Source organism: Streptomyces sp. NPDC059695, assembly GCF_042733785.1.
Taxonomy (GTDB): Bacteria; Actinomycetota; Actinomycetes; order Streptomycetales; family Streptomycetaceae; genus Streptomyces.
In genome coordinates this window covers 1-12,007 of record NZ_JBHWFF010000001.1, presented here as the reverse complement: position 1 = coordinate 12,007, position 12,007 = coordinate 1, and the positions used below count along the sequence as shown (strand labels likewise).

The following is a 12,007-nucleotide window of genomic DNA, read 5'->3' as shown; positions in this document are numbered from 1 at the left end:
GCACCCCGCGCGTACGGGTGTGTCCTCCGCCCCCCCCCTTCTTGCCTCCGTCTACCTCCTCGGCACGCGCCCCACGCTCTACGGGGAGGCACTCGCCGAACACGCCCGCGCCGTGATCGCCGAGATGCGACGCGCCGGGGAACACCTCACCGGGCTGCGTCAGGGCCGGGAGGGAACGGTGACCGTCGGCGCGCTCCTCGCCGGCACCAACGTGCTGCTGCCCCGTGCCGTCGCCCAGCTCAAGCGGGAACGGCCCCGGGTCACCGTCGTCGTGCGGGAGGGGACGCCGGACGTCCTCCATCCGGCCCTGCTGGCAGGCGAGCTGGACGTCATCGTCGGCCGGGTGGGTCCCGCCCCCAGGGAAGGCGACGGGCTGCGCCAGCGGCGGCTGTACCGGGAGCGCATCCGGCTCGCCGTCCGGTCGGGACACCCCCTCCTGGAGGCCTCCGACGTCACCCTCACGGACACCCTCGACTTCCCGTGGATCCTCCCCGTCGAACAGACCGCCCTGCGCCAGGAGCTCGGCGCCCTCTTCGCGGACCGGGGCCTCGCCCTGCCCGCGGACCGGGTCGAGTGCACGTCGATCCTGACCATGCGGGCCCTGCTGCTGCAGACGGACATGGTCGCGCTGCTTCCCGAACTGGTCCTGCGCGCCGACGAGCACCTCGCCGCGCTGCCGGTCGAACTCCCCTCGGTGGGGCGCACGGTGGGCACCACCGAGGCGGCGCACCGCACCCGGACCCCGGCCCTGCAGGCCCTGCTGCACCACCTCGACCACGAAGCGGCCCTGCTGCGCGAGACCCTCTGCGGACCGCCGGAAGGCTAGGGAGTGTCTCGTCGATCAGGCCGGATCGGCACGACACCCCCGAGGGGTGCATCCGTCCGTACCCCTCGCGCCGAAGGCATGAGGTACGGACGCTCTCGTCCGGGGAGCGGAGACGGCCGGGCGAGGGAGAGGTGCGCGGATGGCCGATGACGCGGGATGGGTGGTGGCACCCGACGGCGGTCGGCCGCGGGGGCGTGCCTGCGCGCACCTGGACCTCCTGGCGGGCCCGGGCGCGCCGCTGCCCGGCGGGCCGGCGGTCTGCTCGGCGTGCGAGGCGCGAGGCTGGACCTGGGTGCGGCTGCGCCGGTGCGCGACCTGCGGGCACGTCGGGTGCTGTGACAGTTCGCGAGGCAGGCACGCGTACGACCACCACGTCCTCAGCGGACATCCGGTGGTCCGCTCGCTCGCCTCCGACGAGGACTGGGCCTGGTGCTTCGTCGACGAGGTATTCCTCGTGCGCGGCGCCTAACCGCGCCGGCGCCCGGCCGCGGTGGGCAGCCGTTCGGCCACGTCGTCCCCCAGCCGCTCGAACTCGGACCGGAGGAAGGGCGCGGCCAGACGAGCGAGCCCCTTGAACCGGAACGAGGCCGTGTAGGTGACGACGGTGGTCGTGGGCGACCGCGCCGTGAAGGTCATGTCGTCGGTGGCCCTGACGGTCCTGTTCTCGCCGACGAACACCAGGCGTCCCGGCTCGCGGGACTCGAGCCGGTAGAGCAGTTCGCTGGTGCGGCCCCGGAAGCGCGAGGTGTTCCGCCACTCCGCGCCCTCGCGCACCGGCCCCTCGCCGACCCGCACGCACCTGACCGTACCGGGATCCCATTCCTCGGTTCGTGAGAAGTCCTCCAGGTAGGCGACCAGGTCGCCGAGAGGGAGTCCGACGAGGATGTCCCGCTTCACGGTGATCGCCACAGCTGTCTCCTGGCAGTTCTGTCGGGCGGTTTGGCTTGCACCACTCCTTCGCCCCGTGAGGCCCTTGTGGATGCACGAGCGCGGATCGCCCCGCGTCACGTCGATTGGCACATCGACGACGTCGTGGTGTAGAAAGCCCCGTCGATCAATCATGATCACGTCACACCGAGCACTCTCATTCGGGGGAATGGAAGAATGATCTCAACTCGCCGTGCCTTCAGCGCGATCGCGCTTCTCGCCACCCTTGGCGGAGTCGCCGCCTGCGGCCCGGAGGACCCCAGCGCCGACGGTCTCACCGGAGGCTCCGGCAGCAGCGCCGCGCCGTCGGCCACGGCCTCCGAGACCTCCGGCTCCGGCGAGGCCGGAAGCGGCGACCCGGCCGATGACGTCGACGGCGACGGAAAGGGCGGGGACTGCGGCAAGCCGCCGGTCCTGCCCGCGGGTCTCCTGAAGCTGAAGATCCAGCTGATGCGCGACTCGGGCGGCTTCGAGGCCGCGGAGGCCAAGCCGCACTGCACGCCGAACGACTGGATCTACGGCGCCGACCAGAACGACCCCACCAAGCACTACGTGCTCCCCAAGACCGTCAAGGCGTACCTGGCCACCGGCCCCGGCCAGACGAAGCAGGTCGACCACGAGCAGCTGGCGCTGCACATCGACCGCTGCCACGCCCAGGAGATCGGCGCTCCCACCGACGACTACCCCAAGGTCGAGGCGCCCTTCGGCTGCTACAACAACGTCTACGAGGTCACGCTGAACGCCCAGGGCGAAGTGGACACGATGAAGGAGATCTGGAGCGTCTGACGACACCCGCGCCCCGGCCGGAGCCCGGCCTCCGGCCGGGGCGCCCCGGTGTCCCCGGGCGACGGGGAGCGGCTGTCAGCGTGCCGTCGCCCCCGGGGTGCCCGGTCTGCGGCCCCACGCGGTGAGCATCCCCGCGGACAGGGCCGCGCACGCGTCCGAGTCCAGGTAGCGCACCGCCGCGTCGATCCCGGCGCCGTCGATCAGCCCGGTGGCCACCATCGAGGCCCGGCTCCGCTCCCACGTGTCGGCCCAGAAGCGGCTGATCGGGCTGCCGCGCAGGAGCGGCGGTGCGTACATCTCCGCGCCGACCGCCGTCAGCCCGGCCCCGCGCAGCAGTTGCGGATACGACGGGACCCAGGACACGTCAGTGCCGATGGAGCCGCGCAGTCCCTGCCACATGGCGCGCATCGCCGCGGCGTAGGGCGTGTCGGCCGTGGCCCCGCCGTCCGAGGCAGGGGCGGGGTCAGCGGTACGGTCGCTGGTGAGGTCGACCGCGTCGCTGAGGACCAGCACCCCGCCCGGCGCGACCAGCCCGGCCAGTGCCGACACCATCCGCCCGGGCTCCGGCAGGTGAATGAGCACGAACCGCGCGTGCACCAGATCGAACCGGCCGGGCGCGAAGGCGGGCCCGGTGATGTCGGCCTGGAGGACGTCGAGCCCCGGTACGGGGTGTTCGGCGAGGAACCGCACGTCACGGTCGACGGCCAGCACGCCCGCCACCCCCGCCTCGCGCAACAGGCGCCGCGACACCGTACCCGTACCGGCCCCGACGTCCAGGCAGTGCCACCCGGGTCCCGCGCCGAGGGACCGCAGCCGGAACAGGGTGAGGTCGTCGTAGGCGAGCGCCCCGAGGTCGATCCGCTCGGCCTCACCGGGCTGTTCGGGCCGGAACACGTCCCGGCCGTAACGGCCGGCGTCCGCTCCGTCGCCTTCGGCACGGGCGCTCACGCCGCCGCCCGGATGGCCGCGCGCGGCGCGAGGGCGAGGCCGTCGGACGGCATCCGCGACATCCCGGTTCCTACGCGGACTGCCGGGTGCGGACGCCCTCGGTGATGCGTTTGCCGAGGGTCGCGTCGATGTTCGTCCAGTACGTGAAGGCGCGCTCCAGGACGGGCTCGGTCACGCCGTCGAGGAGGTGTCCGACCACGTTGTCCACGAGCCGGTCGCGGGCCGCGTCGTCCAGAACCTCGCGCACGAGCGTGCCGGCCTGCCCCCAGTCGTCGTCCTCCGGGTGCGAGACGTAGGCCGCCCGGGTGATCTCCCCGTCGGCCGCCCAGCCGGGAGGCGTGCCGTACCGCTCGGTGTCGGCCGCCGGTCCGCCCTTGGAGTTCGGCGCGTAGACCGGGTCGGAGGTCCTGCGGTAGGCCATCGCCCCGTCCTTCGAGTACGTGTGGACGTCGACGACGGGCGCGTTCACCGGAAGCTGCTGGTAGTTGACGCCGATGCGGGCCCGGTGGGCGTCCGCGTACGAGAACAGCCGGGCCAGCAGCATCCGGTCGGGGCTCGGCCCGATCCCGGGGACGAAGTTGTTCGGCTGGAAGGCCGCCTGCTCGATCTCGGCGTGGTTGTCGGTCGGGTTGCGGTCCAGCGTCATCCGGCCGACCGGGAGGAGCGGGTAGTCCCCGTGCGGCCAGACCTTGGTGAGGTCGAACGGGTTGAACCGGTACCCGGCCGCGTCCTCGTACGGCATCACCTGGACGTGCAGCGTCCACGACGGGAAGTCCCCGTCCCGGACGTGCTCGAACAGGTCCCGCATGTGGAAGTCCGCGTCCTTCCCCGCCGTCCGGTCGGCCTCGTCCTGGGAGAGGAATTCGACGCCCTGGTCGGTCTTGAAGTGGTACTTCACCCAGAAGCGCTCGCCGGACGCGTTGATCCACATGTACGTGTGCGAGGTGTAGCCGTTCATGTGGCGCCAGGTCCGGGGGATGCCCCGGTCGCCCATCAGCCAGGTCACCTGGTGCGCGGACTCCGGGGACAGCGTCCAGAAGTCCCACTGCATGTCGTGGTCGCGCAGGTTGCTGTCGGCGCGGCGCTTCTGGGACCGGATGAAGTGCTGGAACTTCATCGGGTCCTTCACGAAGAAGACCGGCGTGTTGTTGCCGACCATGTCGTAGTTGCCCTCGGACGTGTAGAACTTCACCGCGAAACCGCGCGGGTCCCGCCACGTGTCCGGGCTGCCGCGCTCCCCGGCCACCGTGGAGAAGCGGGCGACCAGCTCGGTGCGCGTGCCCGGCTGGAACAGCGCGGCCCTGGTGTAGCGGCTGACGTCGTGGGTGACCTCGAAGCGGCCGAAGGCGCCGCTGCCCTTGGCGTGCGGCTGGCGTTCGGGGATCCGCTCCCGGTTGAACTGCGCCATCTGCTCGATCAGGTAGGCGTCCTGGAGCAGGATCGGACCGCCCGCTCCCACGGTGAGCGAGTGCTCGTCGCTCTCCACCGGGGCTCCGGAGTCGGTCGTCGTCCCAGGTCGGCTCTCGGTCATCGGTCTGCCTTTCGTCGTCGCACCCCCCACCCTCCGCCTCCTCGGCGAAGGCCGCTACCCGGGGCGTGACGCTCCGCAGCCGGCCTGGGTCGTCCCGGGGCGCGTCCGGCGGGGGCGCCGGGCCGGCCCCGGCCCGGTGCTGCGCCGCGCCCGCCGCCCGGGGCACGATCGCCGGGCGGCGGCGCTTCCCGAGGCTCCCCGGCGGCTCACTTCCCGAGGGCCCGGTAGGCCGCCGCCGTCCGTTCGAGTGCCTCCTCCAGCGGGGTGGCGGCGGCCCCCAGCTCGTCCCGGATGCGGGTGGAGTCGACGACGAACGGCTCGGCGAACTCGTACCGCATCTCGATGAGCTCGCGCACGGTGCGGTTCACGGCCCCCAGGGCGTAGAGCGCCACGGTCGGCATGCGGCGCAGACGGGCGCTGCCGGGGCGGCCGGTGGCGCGGTGGGCGAGGTCGACGAGGGCCCGGGTGGTGCGGGTGCCGGGGTCGTTGGGGAGGTGCCAGACGCGGCCCGCCGCGTCGGGGTGGCGGCCCAGGAGGGCCAGGGCCTCCCCGATGTCGGGGAGGAAGCTGTACGTGTGGGGCTGGTCCGGGTCGCCGAGCACGGTCGCGGTCCGCCCGGCGAGGAGGGCGGGGAAGACGAGGTCGCCGAGGTTGGACTGGGCTCCGCCGCGCGGACCGAAGTAGTCGGAGGCCCGGCCGATCACCACCTCCACGCGCCCGGCCTCGTGCGCGGCGAGCAGGTCCCGCGCCATCGCACCGCGCAGACGGCCCTTGCGGGTGGTGGCGGCGTCGGGGGTGTCCTCGGTGAACGGGCGGCCCCCGGGCGGCCCGTAGCAGTAGACGTTGTCCATCGAGACCATGCGGGCACCGGCCGCCTCGGCCGCGGCGAGCACACCGGCCTGGAGGGCGGGGAACTCCTGCTGCCAGCGGTGGTACGGCGGGTTGAGCGCCTGGTAGACGACGGCCGCGCCGGCCGCGACGGCGGTGGTGAACGCGGGATCGGCCGCGTCGCCGGCCGCGATCTCGACACCGTCGGGGACGTCCGCGCGGCCGGACCGGTTCACGATCCGGACCGACTCCCCCCGGCGGACGAGCGCCTCGGCGACGGCCGTACCGACGGCACCGGAGCCGAAGATCACGTGACGGGGGGCGGTGGTGTGCTTCATGCGTCGACCTCGCGGAGAGAGTTTCTGTACGCTGTGCAATTAATGTACGCCGTGCAAAAATAGATCGTCAACGTTCACGGTCAGCGTTCGTCGTCGAGGCTCACGGAGATCAGGACACGCGAGGAGGCGTACGGATGACACAGGACACGCCGTCGGCGAAGCGGGGCCGCAAGCGGGCGGTCGCCGAGGACGAGGTGGTCGCGGCGGCCATGCGGCTGCTCGCCGCCCGTGGCGCCGACGCGGTGAGCATCCGGGGGATCGCCGCCGAACTGGGCCTCGCGCCGAACGCCGTCTACACGTACTTCCCCGACCGTGCCGCAGTGGTGGGCGCGGTCGTCGAGCACCTCCTCGGCCGGACGGACCTCGACGCCCTCACCACGCGGGCCACGCCCTGGCGGGACCGCGTCCACACCCTCGCCGACGACCTGCGGCACCGTCTGCTCGCCCACCCCGGCTCGGTCCACCTGATGCTCTCCGGCCCGATGGACGGCCCTCACGCGCTCGCACTCGGCGAAGCCCTCCTCACGGTCCTCGCCGACGCCGGTCTCGGACCCGCGGACGCCGCGCGCGCCTCGTACCTGCTGATCGTCCAGGTCCTCGGCGCGATCGCCCTGGAAGCCGCCGAACTCCCCGCGCCCCTGCCGCCCCCGCCGGTCACCGAGCGCGTCGCGGCGCGCCGGGAGCAGCTCCGCGCCGTGCCCGCCGACCGCCACCCCCGTACGGCCGCCGCGGCCGACACGATCGCGCGGTTCGTGTCCGACGAGCAGTACGCCTGGGGCCTCGACCGGGTCCTCGACGGCATCGCGGCGCGGGCGAAGACCTGACGCCCCGCGCCCGGGGCCCGCTCGACGACGGCCCGCCGCCGACGGGTGCCGCGTTCCCCCGAAGCGGGGGGTATCCCTGGTCCGCCCGGCCGCATCCGGGCATGACCCCGGCGGAGTCCGGGCAGGCGGTCGTCCAGACGACCCCTTCGGGGCGGCGACGGGACGAGGTGGGGCGTGGCACGCGGCCGAGGACGGCACGACCGGGACGACGGACTGTTCGCGCGCGACGGGCGACTCGCGCGCCTCCGCCGCGACCCCTTCGCCGTCCAGACCGTACGGTCCACGGCGGCGGCCACCCTCAGCTACGTCGTCGCCCTCCGGCTCAGCAGCGAACCGGTGCCGCTCACCGCACCCCTCACCGCGCTCCTCGTCGTCCAGGTCACGCTCTACTCCACCCTCACGACCAGCCTCCGCCGGGTGAACTCGGTCGTCGTCGGCGTCCTCATCGCCATCGCGTTCAGCGTCGTCGTCGGCCTCTCCTGGTGGAGCCTCGCCCTCGTCATCCTCGCCTCGCTGCTCGTCGGCCGGATCGTCCGCGTCGAGGAGTTCATCCCCGAGGTCGCCATCAGCGCGATGCTCGTCCTCGGCGTCACCCAGGTCTCCGACACCGCCTGGGACCGCGTCCTGGAGACCCTGATCGGTGCCGTCGTCGGCATGCTGTTCAACCTGCTCCTCGCCCCGCCCGTCTGGGTGGACACCGCCGGCGACTCCATCGAGGACCTCGCCCGGCGGATGCGCCTGCTGCTCCTCGACGTGGCGGACGAGTTCACCGGCTCGCCCCCGGTCGAGGAGGCCGCGGCCCGGCTCCACGAGGCCCGCCGCCTCGACAACGACGTCGCCGACGTCGACGGTGCCCTGCGCACCGCCGAGGACAGCCTGCGGCTCAACCCCCGCGTGAAGGAGGGCCTCCTCCACCGGGTGGTGCTGCGCACCGGCCTCGACACCCTGGAGATCTGCGCCGTCGTCCTGCGGGTCCTCGCCCGCACCCTCACCGACCTGGCGAAACACCGCGACGGGGACCAACTGCTGCCCGAGCGTGCCGCCCTCGCACTCCGCGAGACCGCCCAGTACACCGCCGACGCCCTGGTCAGCTTCGCCGTCCTCGTCACCGCCCGGGGCAGCGAGGGCGCCGAGGCCGCGGAGACCCGGCTCGCGGGAGACCTGCGGGCGGCCAGGGCCTGCCGTGACGCCGCCGCCGACCGGCTCCTCGCCCTCGCCCTCGCCGACCCCGGCCGCTGGCAGCTGTACGGGGCGCTGCTCGCCGAGGTCGACCGGATCCTCGACGAACTCGACCCCGAACACCGGGGCCGCCGCCTGATGGAGGAGCTGGACCGGCGGGTCCGCGAGAACCACGACCGACGCCGCCGCCTCACCCTCCGCGACCGCTGGGCCCCCCGCCGGACCGTCCGCGCCGACGGATGACCGCCCGCGTGCGGAGCACCCGCACCGGCGACGAGAGGAGAACCATGGGCGCGCCGCCCCCTTCCACCGGAGCCGTGACCGGCACGGTCACCACCGCCGTACCGGCCCGGCTCGACCGGCTTCCCTGGTCCCGCTGGCACTGGATGATCGTCATCGGCCTCGGCACCGTATGGATCCTCGACGGACTCGAAGTCACCATCGTCGGCAACATCGCCGGCCGACTCGCCGAGGACGGCAGCGGCCTCGACATCACCGCGGCCCAGGTGACGGGCGTCGCCGCCGCCCTGTACGTGGCGGGGGCCTGCTCGGGAGCCCTGTTCTTCGGATGGCTGACCGACCGCTACGGCCGCAAGAAGCTCTTCATGATCACCCTGGCCGTCTATCTGGGCGCCACCGCCATGACGGCCCTGTCCTTCGAAGCGTGGTGGTTCTTCCTCTTCCGCTTCCTCACCGGCTTCGGCATCGGCGGCGAGTACGCGGCCATCAACTCCGCGATCGACGAGCTGATCCCGTCCCTCTACCGGGGCCGGGTCGACCTGATCATCAACGGCAGCTACTGGCTGGGCGCCATCGGCGGAGCCCTGCTGTCGATCGTCCTGCTGGACACCGACATCTTCCCGCAGGACGTGGGCTGGCGGCTCAGCTTCGCCCTCGGCGTCGTCCTCGGCCTGGTCATCCTGCTGGTGCGCCGGCACGTACCGGAGAGTCCACGCTGGCAGTTCATCCACGGGCACGGCGAGGCGGCCGAGGAACTGGTCACGTCCGTGGAGCGGGAGATCGAGGCGGAGAAGGGCGCGAAGCTACCGCCGCCGGCCGGCGAGATCACGGTCCACCAGCGCAGGAGCATCGGCTTCGGCACGATCGCGAAGACCGTCTTCGGCCGCTATCCGCGCCGCGCCGTCCTCGGGCTCGCGCTCTTCATCGGGCAGGCGTTCCTCTACAACGCGATCACCTTCGGCTTCGGCACCATCCTCATCACCTTCTTCGACGTCCCCACCGGCAGCACCGGCTACTACTTCGCCGTGATCGCCGCGGGCAACTTCCTGGGGCCGCTGCTGCTCGGCCGCCTCTTCGACACCGTCGGCCGCCGGATCATGATCTCGGGCACGTACCTGCTGTCGGGCCTGCTGCTCTTCGGCACGGCCTGGCTCTTCGACCGCGGCTCGCTGTCGGCGACGACACTGACGGCCTGCTGGTGCGTCGTGCTGTTCTTCGCCTCCGCGGGCGCCTCCAGCGCCTATCTGACCGTCTCCGAGATCTTCCCCATGGAGACCCGCGCCATGGCCATCGCCTTCTTCTACGCGCTGGGGACGGCGGCCGGCGGCATCACCGGCCCGCTGGTCTTCGCCGAGCTCACCGAGTCGGGTGTCGTCGGGGACACGGCGCTGGCGTTCCGGATCGGCGCCGCGCTGATGTGCGCGGCGGGGATCGTGGCGGCCTTCCTGGCGGTGAACGCGGAGCGCCGCTCGCTGGAGGACATCGCCGCGCCGCTCTCGGCGGTACGCGACGGAGACGACGCCGGCAGGGGCTGAGCGGCCGGATCCCGGGGCGGCGGGTCAGGCCGTGCGCGCGCCGCCGCGGGCGAGCGCGAAGACCCCGAGCACGATCAGCGCGACGCCCGCCAGCTGGGGCAGCAGCCACCAGCCCGCCCGCAGGTGTTCCTCGTACAGCAGGACGCCGAGCGCCAGGCTCACGGTGGCGTCGCCCAGGGTCAGGGCGGGCTGGGAGGCGACGAGGGGGCCGCCCTGCATGGCGTGTTCGAGCAGGAGGAGGGCGGCGATCCCCGCCGCGCAGAACGCGTAGGTCTGCCAGGCCGTCAGAAAGCCGCCGATGCCCGCGTCGCCGAGGATGTGCATGGACGTCTTCATGAGCGCGGCGGTGAGCGCGTAACAGATCGCCGTCGCGGCCCCGAGACAGGCCGCCCGCGCGCGCCCCGCCGGTCTGCGCAGTCCGACGGCGGTGAGGGCCGCGACGGCGATGCCGCAGGCCACCAGGACCGGCACCCAGTGGTCCAGTTCCACGTGCGTGCGGTTGCCGGTGGGCGAGGCCGCCGCGAGCGCCACCCCGAGCCCGGCCACGACCGCGCCCACGGCCGCCCAGAGCCGGGCGGGGAGCCGTTCGCGCGTCAGGAGGGAGGCGATCAGCAGGGCGAGGGGAAGCTCCAGTACGAAGAGGGGCTGCACCAGCGCGAGCGGCCCGGTCGCGAGCGCCGCCGCCTGCCCGACACCGGCGGCGATGACGGCGAGGATCCCGGCCACCCACACCGGGCGGTGCAACAGGTCGAGGATCAGTCCGGGCCGGAAGGAGTCGGACTGCGGGACGGTGAGCGCCGCACGCCGCTGGAGCACCGTGGCCCAGGCGTTGCTGAACGCGGCGAACAGTGCGAAGAGAACCGGCAGGACGACGCCCATGCACCGATCCTCACGGCGGCGGTGGCCGCCCCGGCGGACGACACCGGCCGGTGAGGGCACGGAGGACCCGGTCGGGCCAACGGAGGGGAGCCACGGCGGTTCGGGCGGGGAGGGGAGACAAAGCCAAGGCTACGTGACCATCGGAGACAAAGAGCCGCGGAAAAAGGGGAGTTGTGGGTGCACTGGGTTACGTTGAGGCCGTGACCGACATCGAATCGCGCATCGACACCTCCCGCCCGCACACCGCCCGGATCTGGAACTACTGGACCGGAGGCAAGGACAACTACCCGGTCGACCGGGAGGCGGGCGACCAGATCCGGGCGTTGCATCCCGGAATCGGTGACTACGCGAAGGCGGACCGGCTGTTCCTGGGGCGGGCGGTGCGGTACCTGGCGGAGCAGGAGGGGATCCGGCAGTTCCTGGACGTCGGTACGGGGTTGCCGAGCGCCGACAACACCCACGAGGTCGCCCAGCGCGTCGCCCCCGACGCGCGGGTCGTGTACGTGGACAACGACCCGCTCGTCCTCGCGCACGCCCGTGCCCTGCTGGTCGGGACGCCGGAGGGCCGCACCGACTACCTGGACGCCGACCTGCGGGACGTCGACACGATCCTGACGGCCGCGGAGAAGACGCTCGACCTCTCGCAGCCGGTCGCGCTGATGCTGCTCGGAGTCGTCATCTTCGTCGAGGACGACGAGGAGTCGTACGCGATCGTCCGAAGGCTCATGGACGCGCTCGCCCCCGGCAGCCACCTCGTCCTGTCCCACACCGTCACGCACCCCGACATGCCGGACGTCGACGCGGCGGTGGCGTTCTGGAACGAGCACGGCACTCCGAAGCTCACGCAGCGGACCCCGGCCGCCGTGGCCCGCTACTTCGACGGCCTGGAACTCCTCGAACCCGGCGTGGTGTCCTGCTCCGCCTGGCGCCCCGAGCAGCCGACGCCCGACGTCGCGATGTACGCGGGCGTCGGCCGCAAGTGACGGCGGGGCGCCCCGCCCGCGGGCACCTTCGCGGACCTGGCCCGGGAGCCGGGGGACGCCTGACGGGTCATCGCGCGTGAGCGGCGGGGGGGGGGGGGGGGGGGCCCCCCCCGCCCCCCCCGCCCCCCCCCCCCCGGCCGGGGGGGGGCCCGCGCGCGGGGGGGGGGCGCGGGCGGCGGCCGC

The 12,007-nt window shown here is 73.2% G+C and carries 12 protein-coding genes; 7 read left to right on the top strand and 5 right to left on the bottom strand.

Going from position 1 to position 12,007, the window contains the following annotated elements; translation table 11 throughout:
• Both ACFV2S_RS00060 and ACFV2S_RS00055 read left to right on the top strand, forming a co-directional pair.
• Positions 1-826: LysR substrate-binding domain-containing protein (locus ACFV2S_RS00060; protein ID WP_385552439.1), on the top strand; the 826-nt coding region annotated here is incomplete at its 5' end.
• Positions 827-965: 139 nt separating this feature from the next.
• Positions 966-1,295 carry a UBP-type zinc finger domain-containing protein gene (locus ACFV2S_RS00055; RefSeq protein WP_385552436.1) on the top strand — a complete coding sequence of 110 codons (330 nt, stop codon included), beginning with the start codon at positions 966-968 and terminating at the stop codon, positions 1,293-1,295.
• Here the strand turns inward: ACFV2S_RS00055 and ACFV2S_RS00050 are convergent.
• Positions 1,292-1,735: an SRPBCC family protein gene (locus tag ACFV2S_RS00050; RefSeq protein WP_385552433.1), complete on the bottom strand. Its 444-nt coding sequence runs from the start codon at positions 1,733-1,735 to the stop codon at positions 1,292-1,294. The genes ACFV2S_RS00055 and ACFV2S_RS00050 overlap by 4 nt on opposite strands.
• Before the next feature lie 195 nt (positions 1,736-1,930).
• Between ACFV2S_RS00050 and ACFV2S_RS00045 the strand changes: the two genes are divergently transcribed.
• On the top strand, positions 1,931-2,539 hold the full coding sequence (locus ACFV2S_RS00045) for a hypothetical protein (RefSeq protein ID WP_385552430.1): 609 nt from the start codon (positions 1,931-1,933) through the stop codon (positions 2,537-2,539).
• A gap of 75 nt (positions 2,540-2,614) precedes the next feature.
• Here ACFV2S_RS00045 and ACFV2S_RS00040 read toward each other — a convergent pair whose 3' ends face one another.
• The 3 genes from ACFV2S_RS00040 to ACFV2S_RS00030 all read right to left on the bottom strand — a co-directional run bounded on the left by ACFV2S_RS00040 (position 2,615) and on the right by ACFV2S_RS00030 (position 6,184).
• Positions 2,615-3,487, bottom strand: a complete 873-nt coding sequence (locus ACFV2S_RS00040; RefSeq protein ID WP_385552427.1) for a class I SAM-dependent methyltransferase — start codon at positions 3,485-3,487, stop codon at positions 2,615-2,617.
• 70 nt (positions 3,488-3,557) lie between these two features.
• Positions 3,558-5,018 carry a catalase gene (locus ACFV2S_RS00035; RefSeq protein WP_385552424.1) on the bottom strand — a complete coding sequence of 487 codons (1,461 nt, stop codon included), beginning with the start codon at positions 5,016-5,018 and terminating at the stop codon, positions 3,558-3,560.
• 206 nt (positions 5,019-5,224) lie between these two features.
• Positions 5,225-6,184 (bottom strand): NAD-dependent epimerase/dehydratase family protein, encoded by a 960-nt coding sequence (locus ACFV2S_RS00030; RefSeq protein ID WP_385552421.1) that lies wholly within the window; start codon positions 6,182-6,184, stop codon positions 5,225-5,227.
• Positions 6,185-6,318: 134 nt separating this feature from the next.
• Between ACFV2S_RS00030 and ACFV2S_RS00025 the strand changes: the two genes are divergently transcribed.
• From ACFV2S_RS00025 to ACFV2S_RS00015, 3 genes are all read left to right on the top strand, one after another.
• Positions 6,319-7,008 (top strand): TetR/AcrR family transcriptional regulator, encoded by a 690-nt coding sequence (locus tag ACFV2S_RS00025; protein ID WP_385552418.1) that lies wholly within the window; start codon positions 6,319-6,321, stop codon positions 7,006-7,008.
• 213 nt (positions 7,009-7,221) lie between these two features.
• Positions 7,222-8,430, top strand: a complete 1,209-nt coding sequence (locus ACFV2S_RS00020; protein ID WP_385553536.1) for an aromatic acid exporter family protein — start codon at positions 7,222-7,224, stop codon at positions 8,428-8,430.
• Between the two features lie 44 nt (positions 8,431-8,474).
• Positions 8,475-9,962 carry an MFS transporter gene (locus tag ACFV2S_RS00015; RefSeq protein WP_385552415.1) on the top strand — a complete coding sequence of 496 codons (1,488 nt, stop codon included), beginning with the start codon at positions 8,475-8,477 and terminating at the stop codon, positions 9,960-9,962.
• Positions 9,963-9,986: 24 nt separating this feature from the next.
• Here the strand turns inward: ACFV2S_RS00015 and ACFV2S_RS00010 are convergent, their stop codons facing one another.
• Positions 9,987-10,841: a DMT family transporter gene (locus tag ACFV2S_RS00010; RefSeq protein ID WP_385552412.1), complete on the bottom strand. Its 855-nt coding sequence runs from the start codon at positions 10,839-10,841 to the stop codon at positions 9,987-9,989.
• 200 nt (positions 10,842-11,041) lie between these two features.
• Between ACFV2S_RS00010 and ACFV2S_RS00005 the strand changes: the two genes are divergently transcribed.
• On the top strand, positions 11,042-11,824 hold the full coding sequence (locus ACFV2S_RS00005) for an SAM-dependent methyltransferase (RefSeq protein ID WP_385552408.1): 783 nt from the start codon (positions 11,042-11,044) through the stop codon (positions 11,822-11,824).
• Positions 11,825-12,007 lie beyond the last annotated feature (183 nt).

Excerpts from the sequence above, each read along its gene's own strand:
- ACFV2S_RS00055 (WP_385552436.1), top strand. The coding sequence starts at position 966 with ATGGCCGATGACGCGGGATGGGTGGTGGCACCCGACGGCGGTCGGCCG.
- ACFV2S_RS00010 (WP_385552412.1), bottom strand. The coding sequence starts at position 10,841 with ATGGGCGTCGTCCTGCCGGTTCTCTTCGCACTGTTCGCCGCGTTCAGC.
- ACFV2S_RS00030 (WP_385552421.1), bottom strand. The coding sequence starts at position 6,184 with ATGAAGCACACCACCGCCCCCCGTCACGTGATCTTCGGCTCCGGTGCC.
- ACFV2S_RS00025 (WP_385552418.1), top strand. The coding sequence starts at position 6,319 with ATGACACAGGACACGCCGTCGGCGAAGCGGGGCCGCAAGCGGGCGGTC.
- ACFV2S_RS00015 (WP_385552415.1), top strand. The coding sequence starts at position 8,475 with ATGGGCGCGCCGCCCCCTTCCACCGGAGCCGTGACCGGCACGGTCACC.
- ACFV2S_RS00035 (WP_385552424.1), bottom strand. The coding sequence starts at position 5,018 with ATGACCGAGAGCCGACCTGGGACGACGACCGACTCCGGAGCCCCGGTG.
- ACFV2S_RS00045 (WP_385552430.1), top strand. The coding sequence starts at position 1,931 with ATGATCTCAACTCGCCGTGCCTTCAGCGCGATCGCGCTTCTCGCCACC.